The sequence below is a fragment of the Pantoea sp. B623 genome (genome assembly GCF_024814475.1).
Lineage (GTDB): Bacteria > Pseudomonadota > Gammaproteobacteria > Enterobacterales > Enterobacteriaceae > Pantoea > Pantoea ananatis.
The window spans coordinates 4,217,717-4,239,173 of record NZ_JANUXM010000004.1 but is presented as its reverse complement, the minus strand read 5'-3'; the positions used below and the strand labels follow the sequence as shown (position 1 = coordinate 4,239,173).

The window sequence follows — 21,457 nt, the reverse complement described above, 5'->3', positions numbered from 1 at the left end:
ATGTACTGTGAACTAAAGTATGTCACTGGTAGTTTTAAAAACCAGAAAAAAAAATTAATTAGCATTTAAATCTAAACTAAATGCACTAAATGGTTTTTTCTATATAAGACTGAATAACATTAACTGTCAGGGCTGTTCCAATAGAGAAATTTTATATCACTTTATACCTGAACACTCAAAGCGTAGACAGATCGACAATACGATCGGCAGAGGAAATGGTAGTTTCTCTGTGAGCAACGATGACACGCGTAATTTTCATCTTTTTAATCGCGTTACTCACCTGAGCCTCACATTCACTATCCAGATGGCTAGTCGCTTCATCCATAAAAAGAATTCCAGGTTTTCGGTAAATTGCCCTGGCGATAAAAATTCGTTGCTTTTGCCCTCCTGACATTCCCTCTCCTAATTCCCCTAATAAAGTGTCGTATCCCATTGGAAAATCCATAATATCATCATGGATATAACTGATTCGTGCGCATCTTTCCATCCAATCCGAATCAATCTCCTCTGCGAATCCGCATATATTTTCTCTAATAGTTCCAGCGAATATTTTATCTTCTTGCATTACACACGCAATCATTTTCCTGTAATTATTCATACCAATCGCAGCGATATCATTATCGTTTATTTTTACTACACCCTCCGTTGGTGAAAACAACCCCATCAAAATCTTAAGAAAAGTAGTCTTCCCTGATCCAGATGGGCCGATAATCGCGATACATTCTCCTTTGCGAATAGAAAGATTTACATTCTCAAAAAGAAATTTCGAAAACACGTCATATCTGTATGAAATACCTGTTGCAACAAGCGACAAAGGCTGCATTTGTGTATTATAGTCAAAATCAGTTTTCTTAGCCTCCACCTCATTCAATGCAATATCGGAAACCCGTTCATTGTGCAAGCTCATCATTTTAAGTTGCAAAATCGCATTGACCAACGATGCAATACGATCAGAAAATTGCTCCCTGAATGAACTGAATGCAATAAACATTCCAACAGTTAGTCGATTGTCTATTACCATACTGGCACCTAACCATAATATAATAACTTGTTCACAGGTAGTGACAAACGTATTGATGCCACTGAAAAGCATATCCAGTTTTTTGAGCCTTATGCCAGTATTAACTTTCTCAATAAGAATATTAGTTAAGCTGTTCGTTCTGTTATCAACCATGCCTTGGGTTTTTATCGTAACAATACCGTAAAGCGTTTCTACGAAATATGAATTTACACGAGCTTGACTGACCATAGACTCTTCAGAAAGCTGTCTGTAATAATTATAGCTTAACACTCGAATTACAATGTAAATTAAGGAAAAACCTACTACTACAAAAAAAAGATCACCACCATAAAGCCATAGCATACCGGAGACACCAAGCACCAGAATAAAATCCATAATGGCCCCTACTACATTTGTAGTAAAGTTATTACGTAAATCATCTAGTGAATTAAATCTTGACTGAATATCCCCTATACGACGACGTTCAAAAAAAGCTAATGGCAGATTTAGCAAGTGAGAAAAAAGGCCTGTTTTCCATTGGATTTCAATCAGTGTGCTCATTACCAAAGACGACCAGGTTCTGATCATACTTAACGTTGTTCTTAACAAAATTAGTAAAAACAAGGAAAGACAAATAAGTTCCAATAATCCGCTATCAAACGACGGAATGACATGATCCAAAACTATCTGGGTACCAATGGGAAGCAAGAGAGTGATAGCTTCGATAACTAAAGATAAGCAAAATATTTTTATTATTGCTTTTTTAATACCTTCGACACCACTAATAAAGACAGCAAGATCAATTTTTTTTGTTTTCTTTATCTGTGCAAAGTTATTTCCGGGCCATAACTCCAAAGCCACTCCTGTAAAAAATTTACTCACCTCACCATACGATAATGTGACTCTGCCTTTTGCAGGATCATGTATGATAAGCTGATTTTTTCTTACTTTTACAAGCACAACAAAGTGGTTAAAATTCCAGTGAAGAATACATGGTTTTTTGAGTTGTGTAAGTTCATTAATGTCAAGCGATAGCGCTCGTGAATTTAAACCGAGTTGTTGGGCAACTTGTTTGATATGAGCTAATGTCGCTCCGCGTGTTGAAGGGCTAAATCTACGGCGGAGGTCGAGCATGCTAATATTTTTCCCAAAGTGGGAACAGACCATCGCAAGGGAAGCAATTCCACATTCTGATGACTCTGCCTGATGAATCACAGGAATTCCGCTAAAAAACCGCAATCCTAATTTACTTAAAATTAATTCAAGTTTATTTTCCATTATTGACCTGTTCCGAAATACTGTTTTTCATGTCATAAAATGGCGTTGCCATCCACTGATAAATCTTTCTTTTTTCAAGAAAAAGAGTAATTACCGCCTTCATTCCATTTTGAAGAGGTAACATTTTTTTTTCGAAAAATATTTTTTGATTCAAAGGTTCGATGATAACTTTATAATAAGGAAGATTTTCTAATTGAGAACGATCGGGTCCAGAATGATATGACAGGATTTCTTGCTGAGTAGCGGGTGTTTTAGAAAGTGTTATTATTTTACCTGCGAACTGACCAAATTTTTGTGCGGGAAAAGCTTCATAGCGGATATTAACATTCATACCCAATGTAATATAAGGAATAGCGCTATTAGGGACCCAAATGACAACATAAAAGGTCTTTGCGTCAGACGGTATTATTTGAAGAAGACTATCACCAGAATGCACCATTTGTCCTCTGGTGATGTTCATAGAATCGATTACTCCATCAGAAGCAGATTTTATCAAAGTTGAGTTATCAGCTTCAGCACCGATTAATTCCTTCTGGAGTTCGATACGCTTGAGTTCCATTTGATATATTTCATTATCAACCTCAACTGATTGAATGTGCATCTTACTTTCAATTTCACCCACCTCAATCATGTTCTGTTTGTTTTGAGAGCTAAGAGACAACACATTACTTTGTTGCTGATAATACATAGCAACTTGATTATTTAACTGTTCTTTATTAATGAGCCCTTTATGCTGATAGAGTTCGTAAGAGGTCATGTTTTTTTTAAATATCTTCATTCCCTCTTGTGCATCTTTAAGTAATGAGGAAGAGTAAATTAGTGCATTTTCATACTGTTTTTTTTGATTAGAAAGCTCTTGTAATACGATCATCTTCTTTTCATGCATATGATTGACAATATCGTTGATACGATTAATCTGACTTTTAATTTCAATTTTTTTTTGTGTATCAACGGTGCCATCTAGAGAAAATCTCGTCGTATCAACCAGGTATATTGAATCTCCTTTTTTAACTAAATCACCTGCATTAACATATTGTTTGGCGACGTATCCTGAAGCAGGAGAATAAACATTGACGGGTCTTGGGAAGGTTGTGACTTCACCAGAAACATTAATACGTCGAGTAAAACTCCCACAAATAATAAGAGAGAAAAATGCGATGATAAAAAATAAGGTAACTGTCAGAGAAAGCCAGACAGGTGCACCTTTAAGTAACATCGCTCTTCCTGTCCATTTTCTTTTCCTGTTTTCTAATGCTTCCTGGCGGAACAATTTCCATCCTTAACTTTATATTTAAAAATATTAGATGATTGTGAGTTCGACTGGCCCCAAAATAAGGGCCAGTCATCATCCAATCGACTTAACAGCGATTGAAATTATTTACCAGCATTATTAGCACCGGTACCAGCGCCCAGGAAACCAGTGAAAGTCTGGAGTCCTTTTTCAGCAATCGAACCCCAAAGAGCGCCAATCTCTTTACCAAAGTTCGCTGAACCTTTTAAACCAAACTGCTCGCCAATAGACCCAATTGCAGAACCAATTGAAGCGCCTGTATCAGCGATAGCACCAGCACCACTTACCATTTCAACTTCAACACTAGAAAGTTCTTTCATTTTAATACCCCTATTATCCATAACGTAGATTAATAACTTCTTGAGTAGGCTGACACTTATTCATCAACCTTTAATAAAGCTACATAACTCAAATCGATAAGTCCAACTTTATTGGACTTAATAGAAAAAACTTCAGGTGAAAAATAATTAATGCTTTTACTTACCACTGCGTTTAGTAAAAAAAACAAAAGCTATATTTATAATAGAGTAAATGCGATTTATCCCTTTTTTTCAATCTTCAATACCTTCTCTGTTAAATTTAAAAAACACAGCAGGGAATTAAGAGAATTATATTGTAGGAATTAGACTACACATAGAAAAAAATAATTAATCTATTATCATAAATCATTGTGATAAGAAAATTCTTATAAAGATCTTAAGCATCATTTCTTAATATATAAATAAAAGGCTAATAATTAGCTTGCTACTCATGCGCATGCTTGAAATGTTCAGTGTTTAACGAATGTTCAAATAATTTTTTGTGAATTAATGTAGGACAGCACGTAATTTATCGCCTCATGTAACACATCTATCTATAAAATAATTTTATCAAAAAAAACGATAATATTTATTTAATATCCTGTCATCTCCTTTGTGAGGCTCGCTTTTGCGCTGACGCAGCACAGCACAAACAAAATTGTATTTGATGCTGCTTTTTACAACGTAGTAAGAATGCATGCACATTGTTGCCGTGAGCATCCCGCATAATCGTGTAATTTACTTTTAGAGATCTTCCTACATACTGATTATTTTCCGAGAGAAGATTGCCATGCGACAAGCCCAGTCAACCGAACATCCGCTAATTCCCCTTCAGATGTCCGGCTAAGCTGGATACACCCACAAAGATGGCTGCAGCGAAGCAAAGATCCATAAGACCTCGTTACACAACTTGAAAAAACTATGGTCTGATGGATACTTCTGCTATTACAAAGATTAAAGGACTTGAGGATGAGGATCGCTGTCTCAAATAAATGTCTGCCGGTCTGTACTTTGAAAATATCGCCTTCAAAGACGTCGTTGCAAAATTTGTAAAACAGCAATAAAGTGTGAATTCTTCAGTTAAATAAAAAAGATGTTGTCGATAAGTGTTCCGCTGACATAAAGAACACCGAGGTGGTCTAGATTTACCAGCTGTGTATGCAGCCTAATGAACCTATTATCCAGATGATTTCTTATCTGGCGGAACTCATAGCCTTTTGATGATGAATTTACCCTATTAGGAATTTCTACTTTTTATAGAATCTCATTACACTCCAAATATTAAAAAATTACGTACGCATTTATACATTCAGGTCTAAGTAATTTATCAATCTGTATGACCACGCATTACTAACAGAGTGCGTTCAAGGTGTTAATTCAAGATACAAACGAATAAAAACCACACGATATTTCGCCTCTAATAAGTATAGTAAAATGCTATAAATTAACATTCTATTTTTCTATCAAGCATTATTTAAACAGCAAGTCATGTAACTTTTTGAATATTCTTCTTTCGACATCAGAATCAGTCTTAAGATACGCATTTTTAAGCGACATCAGCTTTACGCTTTGTGATTCCCATCCCATATCTGCAGGTGTGCCACTTATTCTCTTTGCAAGATAATATCTTACCTTTGTAGTCGTTCTTTCATAGTCTCCGATAAACTCAGTGAGTTTTACATGTAAACCCGTTTCTTCAAATGCTTCTTTTACTGCTGTCACTTGCAAATCTGGTAATGCCTTATCAATAGTTCCTTTAGGAATGACCAACGTTTGTCCGCCAAAATGGTTAGTGGGCTCACAAAGCCAAATTCGCAGATCAGGTTCAATGATGACAGCGCCGGCAGCAATTCTCTTCCCTTCAGTAGGGATAAATTTAGGCTCTTTAATTTTTACATCAGAAGTTTGTATTTTACTCCAACCCTCACTCGTGGATGGTGGCTGCCAAGGGCGAAACACAGCATGGTTCAGTGAAAGGGGCAGCATTGTGCCAGGCGTAATAGTCAGTATTGTGTCTAAAAGTATATCTTTTTTTCCTTCCCACAAAAGCAGAGGACTTGGCTTTGAAGGAGATTTGATACCGACAATTCGATTACTATCATTTTTCTTGATATGAATATGCGGTAAGTCGTTATTTAATTCTTTTATCAGCCAATTTTTTCTTTCAATCAGAATTTTCGCCAATGCAAACCTGTCTTTTCTCTTACCCGGCCCATGAGTCAAGCATTCTCTGATAATTTTTTCGTTATCAATATCACTGAGACGTTTAATGCCCTCGATGATTTTATTTCTGGATATAGAGGAAAAAACCTGAGCGGCCGCATAATTTACTTTAGCATCTAGCATGGTAGTTATTTCATTTGGAACAATATTAAAATCCGTTCGTTTCAACCCATTCTGCGCTCTGAAAAGAAGAGCTCCTCCTACATCAATACGCTTGGCCAAGCCATTTTTCATCAAGATATTATCTTTCTCTTCACCTACAACGTCCCAGTTAGCCAACCACACATCAGTTATAAATCCTTCATGCAATCCTTTCACATGTGCATAATTCGAATCGAAATTAATTTTCTTTAAATTGCTATCGAAAAGTGACGTCACTGCATATTGAGAGTTGTGCATTACCCCTCTCAAACTAACCGCATCAACGCCAGCTAGAGCGTAAAGCCTTGAGGCTAAAATTTCATTGCGCGCCCGACTCTCACTACTGACCACTTTTACATAAATTAGTTTGTTATTTTCATTTTTAAATACTCCTCCCGGGGTACTACCCATTGTATTGCTGATGCGACTCCACCTGTTGGTCGAAGAAGAAAAGTCGTCTACACCGCTTCTGTCCGCACCAAAAGCTTTCATATCGATGTTCATAACACCATATCTGTAGGTGACATTACTTATTTCGTAGCGGTTTGTTATATCGAGAATAATTTCATGCTCACTTTGCGGGTTCTGAATATCGTGAGGGAGAGTGCTATACTCAGGAACGATACCTTTTGCACCAGACTTATATTCTTTCGGTCTGTCACCCAGCATTTCTAAATTAATTAATACAGCCTCCTCTCCCGCTTTGAGATTGGTCGCAAACTTCAATGCAACCGCCTTTAATGTTGAAACACTCGTAACGCCACGACCAAAATATGACCCATCTTTTTTTTTGAACCCATGCATTATGCTATGTGCCAAAAACTGACTTTTCTGCCCACGTGGTCCAGTTTTAATGATATCAGTAAATTCTTTCGATAAATGCATTCCCCGAAAAACCACTTTGCTGTTGTAGATATCAGCAATTTCACATGAATAAATAGGTATTGTTTTCCTGAGTTCGCTCATAACTTCGGGACTCGTATTTTCTGACTGATAAAGTCTAACCCGCCCCATAAAGTCTAAAAAATTTTCCACTATTATTGGATTTTTATGTTTTAAATTAAAAACTTTTTCATATTGTTTTTTACACAACCTTCCTTCTTCCCGAGTATTGAATCTATCTAACGGATAGCCGCCATCATTACTTCTGCCTAAACTTTTAAAATTATTAATCATGTTACTTTTGAACGTTGAAAACATAGCATTCTCCTTTTTAATTAAGTGGAAAATTACTAACACTAGTTCCATCTTAGATAATTTTAATTATTGACACTAATAAGTTAAATTGTAAAAAATAAGGAACCCATCCCTCACAATGTGGAGGGTTATTTTTATTTTAATGATATGTTTTATATTCTAAATAAAGTTATCACCCCCCCGTTCTTTATGATGTAAAAAATATTTAAAACTCGATTTTATCATTTATTTCTCTCGTTCAGCTTTAGTAAGCTTGGGTTTATTTAATAGACATTAGACAAGGAAGCATAAAGTCATGCAGGGAGTGCTTGATATTATAACCCACCCTTAATTTCGCAGAATTAATTGGCCAGTTCCCCATCGATAACAACTTCCATTATAGCGCCTTCAAACAAAATTAACTGCATGTTTGCATCCGCATTCGATACTGCCAGCGCCTGCTTACTGAACAGCCACACCGCGCGTTGAACCTGTCAGAGAAATTAAACAGCGCCAGATGCCCTTCGAGCATTCTGTTGAAATATTTGTTGATACCAGTAAATACCTGCAGTGATACGAGCCTATTCGGCTAGCTTGACCGACTTTAAAGTAGTCAGTGAGATCGGTCTTGCCTGTGACTGGATTATTAACGGTGACGTTATGTCCTCACACCGTTACTTTTTAACTCATGAGGGTGTTTGTCAGCTCATTATGTTATTTGAGCCTGATAGGGTTCACTATGGCAAATTACGATCAAAAAAATTTTTATGCCGTTGCGCCAGGGCACAGGATGCCCAGGGTCGCTAAATCTGAAAATCGATGACCGGCTCATCGTCACCCGCGGAGGACAGTGCCTGCTCTTTAATCTCTTCAAGCGATAAGTTGGCGTTGCACAGCTCCAGAAATTGCCAGACATAGTTGCGCTGCAGTTGGCCCCGTTTCAGCCCCAGCCACACCGTATTAGCCTCAAACAGATGCGTGGCATCCAGCCTGACCAGCTCACCGCCCGGTTCGGTTTCACAGGCCTGATCGGCCAGAATACCGACACCAAGGCCAAGTTTGACATAGGTTTTCACCACATCGGAATCCTGTGCGCTGAGCACGATGTCCGGCTTTAAGCCTGCCCCCTGGAAGGCCCGGTCCACACGTGAACGCCCGGTGATCCCCTGGCGATAGGTAATGAGCGGATGGTGACTGAGCGCATTGAGCGATACCGGCTGTTGCTGCACCAGTTCGTGATCGTGCGGCACCAGCAGGGCATGATGCCAGCTAAACCACGGAAACGCCGCCAGGCTGCTGTTATTCACCAGCATCTCACTGGCAATTCCGACATCCACCTCGCCTGCCAGCAGCATGTTCACAATTTCCTGCGGCGAGCCCTGGTTCAGTTCAAGCCTGACGTTGGGATAAAGCTGGCGAAACGCCTTGATGACGGGCGGCAGACTGTAACGCGCCTGCGTATGCGTGGTGGCGATGGAAAGGATACCGCTGGATTCATTGGTAAACACGTCAGCCAGACGGCGGACTTTACCGGCTTCGTCCAGAATGCGCTCCGCAATGGTTAATAGCGCTTTCCCGGGCTCTGTCATGCCAAGCAGCCGCTTGCCGCGCCGGATAAAGATTTCAACCCCAAGCTCATCTTCAAGATCGCGAATATGGCGACTGACGCCCGATTGCGAAGTAAATAGCGTGCTTGCGACCTCTGTAAGGTTGAACTCCCGTCGTGCCGCTTCGCGGATAATTTTAAGTTGCTGGAAATTCACACTATTTACCTCTCTTTACACAATCCGATAAACAGAGGGTAAAAAGGATTTTCGATAACTGGAAATACTAAAAAAGTTTTATTTATGCATTTTAAGCATATAGAACAGGGCGGGAGACGTTGAGCTGCATCCTGATGGACAGTCACAGAAAGGGCAGCGGCGCGATATCTACGCGCCCTGCTTCAGAGAAAGTGGGTCAGGACAGGCGTTCTAACTGACCAGGGTGAGTTCCCGTTTTTCCGTCAGCGGTTTGTTCAGCAGCGACAGCAGGATATTTTTAACGGCCTGCGCCGGGGGCGATAAAGGTAACCGATGTGAAAGGTTGAGCGATAACGGCAGGCTGATCGTCGGGCTGGTAATACGCGCCATCCATGCCTGGGTGGAACCCACCAGCGCCCGGGCGGCGGATTCCGGCAATACGGTGACGCCCATCCCGCTGGATATCGCGGCGGTCAGCGTGGAAAGCGACTCTATTTCACCAATAATACGCGCACTCAGGCGGCGCAGTGAAAATGCCTCATCAACGCGCTGACGCACGGCACTGTAATCGCGTGGCAAAAACAGGCTCATCTGTGCCACTTCAGCCAGATCCACATTGGTACCCGGACAGGCAGTGGTGCCGACCAGATACAGATCTTCTTTGAGCAGCGGTAGACTGTTGATCCCTGCCGTCGGCGCACGGTCATACAGCACGGCCATATCCAGCTGCCCGCTAATAATGTTTTCATTCAGGGCGCTGCTGCTGTTTTCATGCAGGTAAACAATGATATCCGGATACTGTTCCCGTACCGTTTGCAGCAATGGCATCGTCAGCGAGGAGGCGGCCGTTCCGGGAGCCAGTCCAATGGAAACCTGCCCTTTCACCACTTCACCGGCATTCATCACCGCTGACTGTGCCAGCTCACACTGTCGCAGAATAACGCGCGCATGGCTGTAGAGTAATTTTCCGGCTTCCGTAGGTGTTACGCCGCGTTTGGTGCGATTCAGAAGCTGCTGCTCCAGCTCACCTTCAAGCGTAGCAACCTGCTGGCTTAACGCAGGCTGGGCAATATGCAGCACTTCTGCTGCCCGCGTCAGGCTACCGATATCGACGATTTTCACAAAGTATTTCAGCCGTCTTAAATTCATCTTGCCTCCGTTGCTACGTCAAGGTTTCTGGCTGATCCGTATCAACCAGCCTGTATACAGATGAATTGCAATATGCAGACCAGGTTTATTCAGATCGCGAAACATGTCGGGAAATAATTGCTAAGCATCAGAATAAACAGCATTTCTCTGTACCTCCAAAGAGGTAAATCGGGGAGCACCGCCGCATTCAGGCGGCGACACAGGGTGAGCTGCACCTCAATAGTGCGAAACATGTCAAACCAGCGTGCAGCGTCGGCCCTGTGCCAGCAAAGGTTATCGACGTGCCAGCGTCCGGCCCGGTTATGCAGGAGAAAAAGCAGAAAGAGAGTGAGATGCGTTGCTAGGTTGCTGCGTGGCTGCGTGGCTGCGTGGCTGCGTGGCTGCGTGGCTGCGTGGCTGCGTGGCTGCGTAAAAGTCTAAGACTGTTGGCTGAGGAGAAACAGGTTTATTGCCTGAGCGGTTGATCGATTCGAAACGTCTTCCCACCTGTAACGCTCAATACGCTCACGTTTTTTTAAAAAGGTCAGAAAGGCGAATACGCAAACGCATGTGTGTTGTAGCAAGGCGGCGCCAAGCGCTTAGGCCCAGGAGCATAGTAAACTATGTGACTGGGATAAGCGCCTGGCGCCAACGCCGCTACGGCGCAAAGGCGGCAGCGTATTTTAGCGTTTAGCGCGATTACGTCGCATATCGATGGTAACTGCGGCGACGATGATGATGCCTTTGATGATGTCCTGGATATAGGCATCCACCCCAACAAAGGTGAATCCGCTTTTAATCAGACCAAGAATTACCGCACCAATCAGCGTGCCGGTAATACGGCCCACACCACCCATCAGGCTGCTGCCGCCGATCACCGCTGCGGCAATCGCATCCAGTTCATAGCCCACGCCCATGCTTGACTGGCCACTGCTGACGCGTGCCGCCAGCACTACGCCCGCCAGGCCTGACAGCGCCCCCGCAATGGTGTAAACGATAATCAGGTATTTGTTGACGTTAATGCCGGACACTTTGGCCGACGTCATATTGCCGCCAATGGCATAAACATATTTGCCATAACGGGTATGTTTCAGCGCAACGTGAAACACCAGCGCCACAACCAGAAAAATCACCACCGGCATGGCACCCTGACCAATAGAGGTGAATCCATCGGACAGAAAACTGATGGGGTTACCCTGGGTGTAATACTGCGCCAGACCGCGCGCAGAAACCATCATACCCAGTGTGGCAATAAAAGGTGGGATGCCGGTGCGGGTAATCAATACGCCATTGATCAACCCGCACAGTAAACCGACGCCAATGCCGGCAGCAATCGGCACGGCCGCAGGCATATTCACCAGGGATGGAAACATCGGCGTCAGCGTATCTGAGGTTTGCGCCAGGCTGGCAGCCACCACCGCAGTCAACGCAATCACCGAACCGGAAGAGAGATCGATACCGGTCGTAATGATCACCTGGGTTACACCGACGGCGATGATACCGATGATAGCGACCTGCAATACAATTAAAATCAGGCGGTTCGTGTTCATCAGGAACGACTGATCGCGAACATACCAGCCAAAAATTTCAAAAATTAAGGCAATCCCCACCATTACCACAAAGATGCCGGTATCCTTTGGAACCCGGTGACGCAGGCTTGCCAGGAAAGAGGGTTGTTGCTGAGAAGCCTGAGCGGCCGTGGCTTTCATATTACTCATCGTGGTTTCGCGCCTCATTCGGATGCTAACGACAAAATAGTTTCCTGATCGGCCTCTTCATTATCGAGGATGCCGGTAATGCGCCCACCATGCATCACCATGATGCGGTCACTCATGCCCAGAATTTCAGGCAGCTCTGAGGACACCATAATGATGGCAACGCCACGGTTGGCAAGCTCACTAATCAAACGATAAATTTCTGCTTTTGCCCCAACATCAATGCCGCGCGTCGGCTCATCCAGGATCAGGATTTTCGGTTGAGCCAATAGCCAGCGGGCGATAAGCACTTTCTGCTGATTGCCGCCGCTCAGGTTATTGATGATTTGATCCATGGTAGGGGTTTTAATATTCAGACGGCGAATTTGATCCATGCAGTCCTGAGCCATTTTGACATGGCTGACAAAGCCGCTTTTGCCGCTGTATTCCGGCATGTTGACAATGCTCATGTTCTCCAGCACCGACAACACCAAAAACAATCCTGACTTTTTACGATCTTCAGTCAAAAATGCCATGCCCTTTTCGATGGCGACCGACGGTGAGTCAATATTCGCCGGGATGCCGTCAATCAGAATTTCGCCGCTGTCAAAATGCGTCATGCCAAACAGGCTTTCCATCACTTCGCTGCGCCCGGCTCCGACCAGGCCTGCCACACCGAGAATTTCTCCCCGGCGCACACCGAAACTGACGTCGGTGAAGCGGTCTTTGCAGCTCAGATGACGAACGGTCAGCACCTCTTCCCCGATGGCATTGTTGAATTTAGGGAAAAGCTGTGTCAGCTCACGCCCGACCATTTTAGTGATCAGAGACTGGCGCGTGAACGCACTGGTGCTGTCGCTGCCCACCCAACTGCCGTCACGAAACACGCTGATCTCATCCGTGATGGAAAAGATCTCATCCATTTTGTGACTGATATAAACGATGGCTTTACCCTGTTCGCGCAGATCGCGAATGATGGTAAATAAATGTGCGACTTCGGTTTCCGTCAACGCGGAGGTGGGCTCATCCATAATGACAATGTCGGCATCCCAGGACACCGCTTTGGCGATTTCCACCATCTGCTGTGAGGCGATGCTCAGTTCGCCTACCATGCGGTCGGCTTTCAGTTTGATATTGAGCCGGTTAAGCAGCGCCTGCGTGTCTTTATTTAGCCGGGCATGATCGACAAAACCAAATTTCATCGGCTCCCGCCCCAGCCAGATATTCTCGGCCACGGTCATGTGCGGCACCAGATTCAGCTCCTGGTGGATCATTGACACACCCGAACGTAACGCATCCATGGTGTCCCTGAACTGCACTGGCTCCCCTTTAATCTTGATGGTGCCCTGATCGGGACGGTAAATCCCGATCAGGCACTTCATTAAAGTGGATTTGCCCGCGCCATTTTCACCCATCAAAGCATGTACCGTTCCAGAGCGGACGCGCAGCGACACATTGTCCAGTGCCTTCACACCCGGAAAGAACTTGCTGATGCCTTCGGCTTCAAGCGCAAAAGCGGTCATACATCACCTCCGTACTACGGGTTCAGACGTTTATTTTTGGTTCATGCTGGTATATTTGGTGTAGTTGTCTTTGGTGATCAGCTGGAATGGGATATCAACAATCTTCTGCACTTTTTCACCGTTTGCCAGTTTGATTGCGGTCTGAACAGCGCCTTCACCCTGCCCTTTTGCATCCTGGAATACGCTGGCCACCATCTTGCCGTTCTTGATCATCTGCAACGCATCCGGTGTGCCATCCACGCCTGCCACCAGAATGTGTTTATCGTTCTTGCCTAATGCCTGAATGGCACCAATCGCCATTTCATCATTGTTTGACGCGATGGCATTGATATCATCGCCAGCGGTCATCCAGTTGCTCACGACATCTACCGCATCGTTGCGGCTGAATTTCGCCGTCTGCTTTTGCACCACTTTAATATTCGGGTATTTCGCCACTACGGCTTCCACACCTTTGGTGCGTTCGCGGGTCGATTCGTTAGCCAGATCACCTAATAAAATGGCAACGTTGCCCTTGCCGTTCATCGCCTTCGCCAGGGCTTCCATCTGCAGACGGCCCGCCAGTTCAGAGTCAGAGCCCACAAACGCCATTTTGTCGCCTAGCTGGGCCTGGGGTTTACGGTTAACAAATACCAACGCCACACCGGCCTTGGACGCCTGATCGATAATGGGTTTTACGGCGTCAGTGTCGACGGGGTTAACAATGATGGCGTCAACGCCCTGTCCAATAAAGTTCTGTACCTGCTGGAGCTGCTGGGCCACATCGCCTTTGGCATCTTCGATCTGGCCTTTGACGCCATCTTTTTTCATCTCATTTTGTACAGCGTTACGCACAATCGTCAGAAAGTTGTCATCGAAAACCGCCATAGAAACACCCACGGAAATATCTTTCGCCATCGCAGCGGCGGGCAACATGCAGGCTAACAGTGAGGCAACAATCGTTTTTTTGATGTTCATAGGGACCCTTCTTATTTGTTAACTTGCTAGCGATTTACGTTTCGAATGAAAAATATCTTTTACATTCACACTGCCTCGCCGGCGTTTTTATGGAAAATTTGAGGTAAGACGACTACGTTGATGCTTTTGCTAAAATCACCACTGCTTTTCTTATCCGCATGATTTTTCTTAACATGCTGACGGTATTGTCCTGACGCTGGTACGTCCATCCCACTTTCAGGCGCCAAGCAGTTTGTTTATTCCATATATTTCTTTTTTGAAATTTTTATCATAAAAGCACTGAAACAAGCGTTTTGATATCGTCAAATAACAAAACTTTGACATGCGTCTAACATCTACTGAGAAATGGCGTTAAAGTGAGATCCTGTTAGCAGTTTGAAAAGCAAGCGAATGTGTCTGATATTCACCAATGCGCTGCTTTTACGAGCACTTAAACGCAAACCATGAAAGAGGGCTTTGACATCCCTAACCGGCGCCGCTACTATTCGCCCCGTTCTGACAATTCCTCTGTAGTTCAGTCGGTAGAACGGCGGACTGTTAATCCGTATGTCACTGGTTCGAGTCCAGTCAGAGGAGCCAAATTCTTGTTTTCAGGCATGCTTTAAAGCCTTTCAACCCGGTTTTATTACGTCTGCGTGAGAAATTTTTCCGATGCGTAGTGGGGTTAACCTGCGCATTCGGCGAAACAGCAAATCTGATTGGCGTCATTCCCGCTCGATAATAGCGTCATAAATCTGTTCCCCAGCCGTACGTGAAAAGCCCCAGCATCCCCCCTTGTGATCGCCTTTTATACTGACTGATTCACAGCGTCTTTCTCTGCTTGTCCATCCTGACGGTTCACGCCGCTGTCCTCTCCGAGAGCGCCTCGACCAAAAAGAATCCCGCATTGCATCAGGTGCCCGTCACTGACTCCTCCTGCCATCCGCGCGACGCTATGCGTAACTGGCTGAAAAAGAAGATCAATCCCGCATAACCGCACAGAACTGGAAAAGTCGGTTCAGATTCCGACCCGCAGGCTGGCGCAGTAAAAGGAGGTATCCTGTTGAAAGCTGGGTTCTTCCGCGCTGTTCTGCGCCCGGTTTGGCTAACGTCTACACGGCCAAGGCTTTCTGTTTGTGAAGCGTGGCGCTGTCCGCGACAGCATTGGGCAAGGAAGCGCTGCCCATAGCGCTGGCGTGGTCAGGTATGTTTACAGGCAACAGAAGTCTTGAGTCACGTGTTGATATAAAAATATTGGCTTTTATGGCGTCAGCCCCTACCGATATCCCCTCCGTCACAAAAAAGCGTCGTTCTGCGGTTTCTGAAAAGGACACTTAGGTTCACTCGTTCTTTGCCGAAAACAACATGGGTACGACAACACCATAACTGGAGAGAATGATGAAGGTATCGACACGACTGTCTGCTGGCTTTGCTTTTTTGATACTGCTTTTCGTCATCAGTTCAGCGGTTGCAATCAGCAATCTGCTTGAGACGCGTCAGAATATTGATGAGATCGTCAACACCAACCTTAAAAAAGTGACTTTGTCTAATGATGCAGGTACGGCGCTGAGAAATATGCTTGTTGAGGTGAGAAATATGGCGCTCTTCTCTGATCAAAAAGCAATTGAGAATGAGTGGGGCCGCTTTGAAACTCAGAAAGGGGTTTATACCCAGAAACGCACTGAGCTTGCATCCATGATCGAACGCGACCATAACCAGCAGGAAATTGGCCTACTCAGGAAAGTACAGCAGAATGAACAGGCCGCGCTCACGACACTCGCGACGGCGGCAAACATGGGCAGGCAGAGACAACTGAATGGCCTCGCAGATTATCTGACCAACGTTGTTCGTCCCCCTCAGCAAATCCTTATCTCCAGTCTCAACGAACTCACGGACATGCAGCGTGCCTTTGCTGAAAACACCGCCGTGGAAAGTAACGCGTCCGCCAGCCGCGTTATCAAAACCTTTATTGCTCTCATCATTGCAACCGTCATTTCCGGCGCCCTGATTTGTCTCGTCATCAGCAGGAAGCTGATGCGCCAACTGGGCGGTGAACCTGCACAGGCTCAGGCGCTGGCCGCGACCATCGCTTCCGGGGACCTCACCTCCACCGTGCTGCTGCGTCGCAACGACACCAGCAGCCTGCTCGCCTCACTGGACAGCATGCAGGCCAGGCTGCGCGGCCTGGTATCGCAGATAAAGGATGCTTCCACTTCCGTGGCGCTGGCGGCCGACGAAATCGCCCAGGGCAACACCGAGCTGTCGTCACGAACCGAGCAGCAGGCGGCCGCCCTGCAGGAAACCGCTGCCAGCATGGAGCAGCTGACCGCCACGGTGAAGAGCAACACCGCTGGCGCGCAGCAAACCGCTGAATCGGCCCGAGATACGGCCCGCCTGGCCCGTTCGGGTGAGGCCGACGTGCAGCGGATGTCTGGCACGATGCAGGATATTTCCGTCAGTGCCGCTAAAGTCCGGGACATTACATCGGTCATTGAAAGCATCGCGTTTCAGACCAACATCCTGGCCCTGAACGCCGCGGTGGAGGCGGCGCGCGCCGGCGAGGAAGGCCGCGGTTTTGCCGTGGTGGCCGGTGAGGTGCGCACGCTGGCGCAGCGCAGCGCCACGGCGGCCCGCGATATCAAGATCCTGATTGAACAGGCCGTTGAGCAAGTGGAAAGCGGCGTTGCCGTGGCCTCCTCGACCGGGCAGAGCATCATCAAAATTGTCGGGATGGTCGGCGAGCTGGCGGAGGCCATGGACTCCCTCTCTCTGGCGTCCTCCGAGCAGATGCAGGGGATTTCACAGGTCAGCGTGGCGGTGAGTCAGATGGACGGCGTGACCCAGAACAATGCGGCGCTGGTCGAGGAGTCGTCTTCAGCCTCGCGTTCGCTGTCTGAACAGGCGCAGGCGCTGCGCGGTATGGTAGCGGCGTTTCATGTCTGAGAACGGGTTGTGGGTTCATGGTGAAGCATATTTTCTGTTTTCGTAGAGCATCCCGGTTCAACGGGTGCCGGCACAGGAATAAAGCCCTGATCCACAGCACAGAAAATCACAGGGTTCAGGCTGGCATTGCTGCCGTTGTTGCGCACGTATGACAACAATCGCCACACCCGGAGTAGCCCCCCTTTCACGCGCTCCCGCCTGTTTTTTACAATGGCATTACACAGCGAATCTCGATGAGGTTCGCTGTTCACTGACGCCTCAACGTCGGAAAAAAGAGGATGCTCCCCGCAAGCATTCGTCTGCATGGGGTTAAAACTCGACGACAATATTGCCTTTGGGAATGCTACAGCACGACAAAATATAGCCCTCTTCTACGTCCTCATCGGTGATGCCGCCGTTGTGGTTCATCTCCACTTCCCCTTCCAGGCATTTCACCTTGCAGGTGCCGAAGATGCCCATACCGCACGCCTTGGGAATATGCAGCCCCAGCTTGAGGCGTCAGCCAGTGACGTTTTCTTCGCGTTTACAATAGCTCCGGCCACGTCATAATCAGCTTTGCCTGCACAGGCTCGGCCAGCAGGCTGGGATCGGGCTGCCAGCTGTCCCAGTCGCGAAATGCGCTGAAATCAAGCCCGGTGAGGGTTTCCAGTGAACGAACCGCCACGCGGTATTCGTCCACCTGCGGCGCCGCTTCCGGTTGTAAAAGCGGCAACACGCGGCGAGGCTCATCCAGCAGCTTATCCTGACTGACCAGCAGTGCGGTGGCCTGCGGCGTGCCCTGTGGACCGATGCGCAGAACGACCTTCCAGAACAGCAGCGGGACCTGCAAATCCCCGTACTGCCGATGTTGATCGTTCAGTACCGGGCCGGTCAGTACACTAATTTGCTGTTTAGTCTTCAACACACCATATTCCAGGATATAGCGCTCAACCCCTTGCCAGTACTGTACGCTCTGGTTAAAGCGAAAATGCTGCGGGGAACAATTAGTGAAGTGGAACGTGTCTTTATTGGCGCGCACCGCCTCAGCCGCCGTGCCCCAGGTGGGATCGCTGCGGCGGGTGAGATGACCGCGATCGAACCAGCGACTGAACGCGCTATAAAACGACTGACCAGTAACATAGCGGCTGTCGATGCGGCTGTCTTCATACCAGCGGTCACCTTCGGGCAACAGCGAAGGTTGCCCACTGCCGCGGTCAATGTTGATATAGCGTGCCCCATCGATATTGGTGGCGGTAAAAAAAGCCAGCCGTCGTTCGGCATTCATCAGCAGAGAAAAGTGCTCGTAATTCAGCCTGGCATCAGCGCCGTTGCGCCCGTCACGCAGAGGGGCGACTTCCCCTGCACGCGGCGCGATAATCTGTGCCATATCGACAGGATTGTCCGCCAGAAAGTCTGCCTGAAAACCGTCGCGATTAAAGTAGTTTTCATCTGGCGCGGCGGCACTGGACTCAGGCAGTAGCGGTGCATTATCGGCCGTGAGCGCCTGCATCAGGATTGCCTGCCCATGCGGGGACAGCGCTGGCAACTCGCCCTTCAGCCAGTCGGTGAGCGCACTCATGCGAATGCCTTCGTTAACCCATTTTCCGCTGTCTTCTGTGGCGCCATGATGAAGGGCCACCAGCTGCCAGCCGTCGTTGAAGACCGGTGCACCTGACGAGCCGCCTTCACTGTCGGCCTCATAGTGCAGAAACTGTTCGTGACGTGCTAACAGGGCATTGTTGCGCAGCGTGATTTGCTGTGGCGCACCACCCGGATGATGGATGAGATTGAGGCTGATGCCCAGCGCATGTTTATCATTACGATCGTTAAGTGCCAGCGGCAGCGGTTGCTCACCGCTGTCGTTAAGCGCCTCGCCAAGCGCTATTAACGTACAGTCGAACGCCTCCGTTGGGCTGGAAAGCCAGAAACTCTCGGCATCCACCGCATAGAGACGTCCTGGAAGAATTTCGCCGGATTCGCCCTGGCGATAACCGAACTGCAGCGTGATGCGGCCCGAAATGGCGGCTTCAGGCAGCACGTGATGATTCGTGACGAAGAGGTTGCCATAGGTCAGAAATCCACTTCCCTTAGGTATGCCATCTTCTCTGACCAGCGCGACGGCGCGGGCTGCGCGTAACCCCTGCTGTAAAAATGACACCGGCAGCAAGTCATTAGCGCCCATAATGACGCTCTGGCGGGCCCGCTGTTGAAACGCATAGCGCTGCGCTCGTCGTGAGTCCGGTTCCGCCTGCTGGCCCTGGCTGAGCGCAGTGCGCGTCTGCTGCCGTTGCCCGGCCGTAATCGCCAGCCTTGAGGCTATCTGCGCTTTCAGTTGCTCGTTCATTCGCATCTCCATGGTTGGGTTTGCTCTCTTTAACCATAGCTGTTTATCACGGAACAGGCGGCACATTGCGGCGCTGCGACACAGTGGCTAACTTGCAGAAAACATGGTCTCTATAAGACTGTTTCGGCGTCTTAAACTGGCCTTTCCTGACGATTTGAACGGCCCTGCCATGTGGTAAACTGTGGATGAAATAACCAGGCTGCTGAATCCTTCAGCAAACGATCCGAAAGCGGGTAAAACCGCTTTGACTCAGCATGCCGACTCCATTACTATGCGCCCTGTAGCACGATTCCTCTGTAGTTCAGTCGGTAGAACGGCGGACTGTTAATCCGTATGTCACTGGTTCGAGTCCAGTCAGAGGAGCCAGATTTAAAGAAGCCCGCTCAGGGAAACCTGAGCGGGCTTTTAAACATTATTACTCCTGAGTTCTGTCCTGTCTGAGTTGAAAAAGTTATTGTCATTGTGACATGCACTGACCAGTACCCTGATCGTGGTTTTAAGTTTAAGACTTTTCCAGGTCAGCCATCTGAAAACCGTTACCTGTTGTTGACCCTCTGGAATTCAGCTCTGCTAAGGCCGCTTTCCCGTTAGCTTCACGCATACGATAAGCATTGACAGTGTAACTAGTGCGACTCATGGTGCGCTGCCAAAACAAGATAACATGATGGCTACTGTGGAACATTTTTGAACGTGCTGACACAAAAACGAAAATTAATCCTATCGGAGATTTATTGTGTCAGGACATATCCCCAGAAGTTCACAAAATCCCTATCAATATTCTGCTTATCCAGAACGCCCCTCTTCACGGCAAAGCAACACGCAGGTCAATAGCATGCAGCGTCCTCCTTCGCGTTCAGGGGCCTTTTCAACGAGTCAAATGCGCAGTGCTATGCCAAGGCTACAAACCAGTTTTACTTCGCATCCTTCTCGCTCTCAAGGTAACGATTCCATACCATCGCCTTCTCACCCTTTATCTGCTCAGAGCGCGAGCAGCAGCGGAAGTAGCGCGATGTGCATTACCCGCCAACCTACTCAATCGCGTTCTGATAGCCTCCATGGCATGCCCCAGCGCTCGCAATCACGGTCTGGCCACCGGGCGCCAGCCCCTGAACTCACTCATGTAAGGCAATTACCGCCCGATGAACAAGAACGTTTTTTAAGTGAGCACGATCCGATGAGGTATATGCATAACCTCAACGCCAATACCAGTCTTTATCGGACTACCGAACGCCGATATGTCAGCAACGGCTGCATACAAGGGAATCCTGAGTCAATGGCAAGAATTGTGCGTCATGACAAATTAGTAGCGAATCAATCGAGCAGATTTTATGCTGATGCGCGAGTAGGAACGGCTGAAGCCTATTCACCGGCACCAGCTCGTGCAAGTGATCTCGGCCCTACACTGAATGTAATGGCAGGCTCTCAAGCTCATACCTTTGCCGCGATGTACGGCCGGCAAAATCCTAATAATATTGTTGTTAAAATGAAATTAGGGGATTTTCTCCAACGTGGTGGTAAAGTCTATTTTGATGTCGGCTCAGCTATAACAGGGGATCGGGATACAGCGCCTTTAATTGTCACATTACCCCACGGTGAGAGTGTTCCAGTACAAATCGTACAATAATCAGCTTACATTGATTAGTATGCTCAAACTGAGAACATCAATGTGACAATGAATAAACCAGTAAAAGTCGGTCTTATGTATTATTAATACAGACAGTGAGGCCTGACATACCTGTAGCAAAAATATATTAAAACATTCG

General features: G+C 46.8%; 12 protein-coding genes, 2 tRNA genes and 1 pseudogene. 4 read left to right on the top strand and 11 right to left on the bottom strand.

Going from position 1 to position 21,457, the window contains the following annotated elements:
- Window positions 1–175: 175 nt before the first annotated feature.
- The 9 genes from NXS97_RS21570 to NXS97_RS21530 all read right to left on the bottom strand — a co-directional run bounded on the left by NXS97_RS21570 (window position 176) and on the right by NXS97_RS21530 (window position 14,449).
- Complete coding sequence (locus NXS97_RS21570) at window positions 176–2,281, bottom strand: peptidase domain-containing ABC transporter (protein WP_405037498.1); 2,106 nt, start codon at window positions 2,279–2,281, stop codon at window positions 176–178.
- Window positions 2,268–3,548, bottom strand: coding sequence for an HlyD family secretion protein (locus NXS97_RS21565; protein WP_105076852.1), 1,281 nt, complete (start codon window positions 3,546–3,548; stop codon window positions 2,268–2,270). The genes NXS97_RS21570 and NXS97_RS21565 overlap by 14 nt, the downstream gene beginning before the upstream one ends.
- A gap of 104 nt (window positions 3,549–3,652) precedes the next feature.
- On the bottom strand, window positions 3,653–3,889 hold the full coding sequence (locus NXS97_RS21560; protein ID WP_042677263.1) for a hypothetical protein: 237 nt from the start codon (window positions 3,887–3,889) through the stop codon (window positions 3,653–3,655).
- 1,449 nt (window positions 3,890–5,338) lie between these two features.
- On the bottom strand, window positions 5,339–7,432 hold the full coding sequence (locus NXS97_RS21555) for an NUDIX hydrolase (RefSeq protein ID WP_181901428.1): 2,094 nt from the start codon (window positions 7,430–7,432) through the stop codon (window positions 5,339–5,341).
- 779 nt (window positions 7,433–8,211) lie between these two features.
- Entirely contained in the window at window positions 8,212–9,171 is a 960-nt protein-coding gene (cbl, locus tag NXS97_RS21550) for an HTH-type transcriptional regulator Cbl (RefSeq protein WP_013026296.1), read from the bottom strand.
- A gap of 210 nt (window positions 9,172–9,381) precedes the next feature.
- Window positions 9,382–10,299 (bottom strand): nitrogen assimilation transcriptional regulator NAC, encoded by a 918-nt coding sequence (gene nac / locus NXS97_RS21545; RefSeq protein ID WP_013026297.1) that lies wholly within the window; start codon window positions 10,297–10,299, stop codon window positions 9,382–9,384.
- A gap of 662 nt (window positions 10,300–10,961) precedes the next feature.
- The gene (locus tag NXS97_RS21540; protein WP_028715298.1) at window positions 10,962–11,987 is read right to left on the bottom strand and encodes an ABC transporter permease; all 1,026 of its coding nucleotides are present in this window, start codon (window positions 11,985–11,987) and stop codon (window positions 10,962–10,964) included.
- Window positions 11,988–12,010: 23 nt separating this feature from the next.
- Complete coding sequence (locus tag NXS97_RS21535; protein WP_116219932.1) at window positions 12,011–13,495, bottom strand: sugar ABC transporter ATP-binding protein; 1,485 nt, start codon at window positions 13,493–13,495, stop codon at window positions 12,011–12,013.
- Window positions 13,496–13,525: 30 nt separating this feature from the next.
- Window positions 13,526–14,449, bottom strand: a complete 924-nt coding sequence (locus NXS97_RS21530; RefSeq protein WP_013026300.1) for a sugar ABC transporter substrate-binding protein — start codon at window positions 14,447–14,449, stop codon at window positions 13,526–13,528.
- A gap of 503 nt (window positions 14,450–14,952) precedes the next feature.
- Between NXS97_RS21530 and NXS97_RS21525 the strand changes: the two genes are divergently transcribed.
- Both NXS97_RS21525 and NXS97_RS21520 read left to right on the top strand, forming a co-directional pair.
- Window positions 14,953–15,028, top strand: a tRNA-Asn gene (locus NXS97_RS21525).
- 798 nt (window positions 15,029–15,826) lie between these two features.
- Window positions 15,827–17,371 (top strand): methyl-accepting chemotaxis protein, encoded by a 1,545-nt coding sequence (locus tag NXS97_RS21520; protein ID WP_042677810.1) that lies wholly within the window; start codon window positions 15,827–15,829, stop codon window positions 17,369–17,371.
- 309 nt (window positions 17,372–17,680) lie between these two features.
- Here NXS97_RS21520 and NXS97_RS21515 read toward each other — a convergent pair.
- Window positions 17,681–17,863: pseudogene (locus tag NXS97_RS21515) on the bottom strand (2Fe-2S iron-sulfur cluster-binding protein); the annotation flags it as partial.
- Between the two features lie 31 nt (window positions 17,864–17,894).
- Window positions 17,895–19,694 carry a DNA/RNA non-specific endonuclease gene (locus tag NXS97_RS21510; RefSeq protein WP_116219931.1) on the bottom strand — a complete coding sequence of 600 codons (1,800 nt, stop codon included), beginning with the start codon at window positions 19,692–19,694 and terminating at the stop codon, window positions 17,895–17,897.
- Window positions 19,695–19,984: 290 nt separating this feature from the next.
- Between NXS97_RS21510 and NXS97_RS21505 the strand changes: the two genes are divergently transcribed.
- Window positions 19,985–20,060, top strand: a tRNA-Asn gene (locus NXS97_RS21505).
- A 466-nt stretch (window positions 20,061–20,526) separates the two neighbouring features.
- Window positions 20,527–21,318: an AvrPphF family type III effector gene (locus NXS97_RS21500; RefSeq protein WP_116219930.1), complete on the top strand. Its 792-nt coding sequence runs from the start codon at window positions 20,527–20,529 to the stop codon at window positions 21,316–21,318.
- The last annotated feature ends 139 nt before the right edge of the window (window positions 21,319–21,457 follow it).

What these genes read in the sequence shown, in the direction of transcription:
- nac (WP_013026297.1), bottom strand. Translation starts at nt 10,299, where the DNA reads ATGAATTTAAGACGGCTGAAATACTTTGTGAAAATCGTCGATATCGGT.
- NXS97_RS21510 (WP_116219931.1), bottom strand. Translation starts at nt 19,694, where the DNA reads ATGAACGAGCAACTGAAAGCGCAGATAGCCTCAAGGCTGGCGATTACG.
- NXS97_RS21530 (WP_013026300.1), bottom strand. Translation starts at nt 14,449, where the DNA reads ATGAACATCAAAAAAACGATTGTTGCCTCACTGTTAGCCTGCATGTTG.
- NXS97_RS21555 (WP_181901428.1), bottom strand. Translation starts at nt 7,432, where the DNA reads ATGTTTTCAACGTTCAAAAGTAACATGATTAATAATTTTAAAAGTTTA.
- NXS97_RS21560 (WP_042677263.1), bottom strand. Translation starts at nt 3,889, where the DNA reads ATGAAAGAACTTTCTAGTGTTGAAGTTGAAATGGTAAGTGGTGCTGGT.
- NXS97_RS21520 (WP_042677810.1), top strand. Translation starts at nt 15,827, where the DNA reads ATGAAGGTATCGACACGACTGTCTGCTGGCTTTGCTTTTTTGATACTG.
- NXS97_RS21500 (WP_116219930.1), top strand. Translation starts at nt 20,527, where the DNA reads ATGCAGCGTCCTCCTTCGCGTTCAGGGGCCTTTTCAACGAGTCAAATG.
- NXS97_RS21540 (WP_028715298.1), bottom strand. Translation starts at nt 11,987, where the DNA reads ATGAAAGCCACGGCCGCTCAGGCTTCTCAGCAACAACCCTCTTTCCTG.
- NXS97_RS21535 (WP_116219932.1), bottom strand. Translation starts at nt 13,495, where the DNA reads ATGACCGCTTTTGCGCTTGAAGCCGAAGGCATCAGCAAGTTCTTTCCG.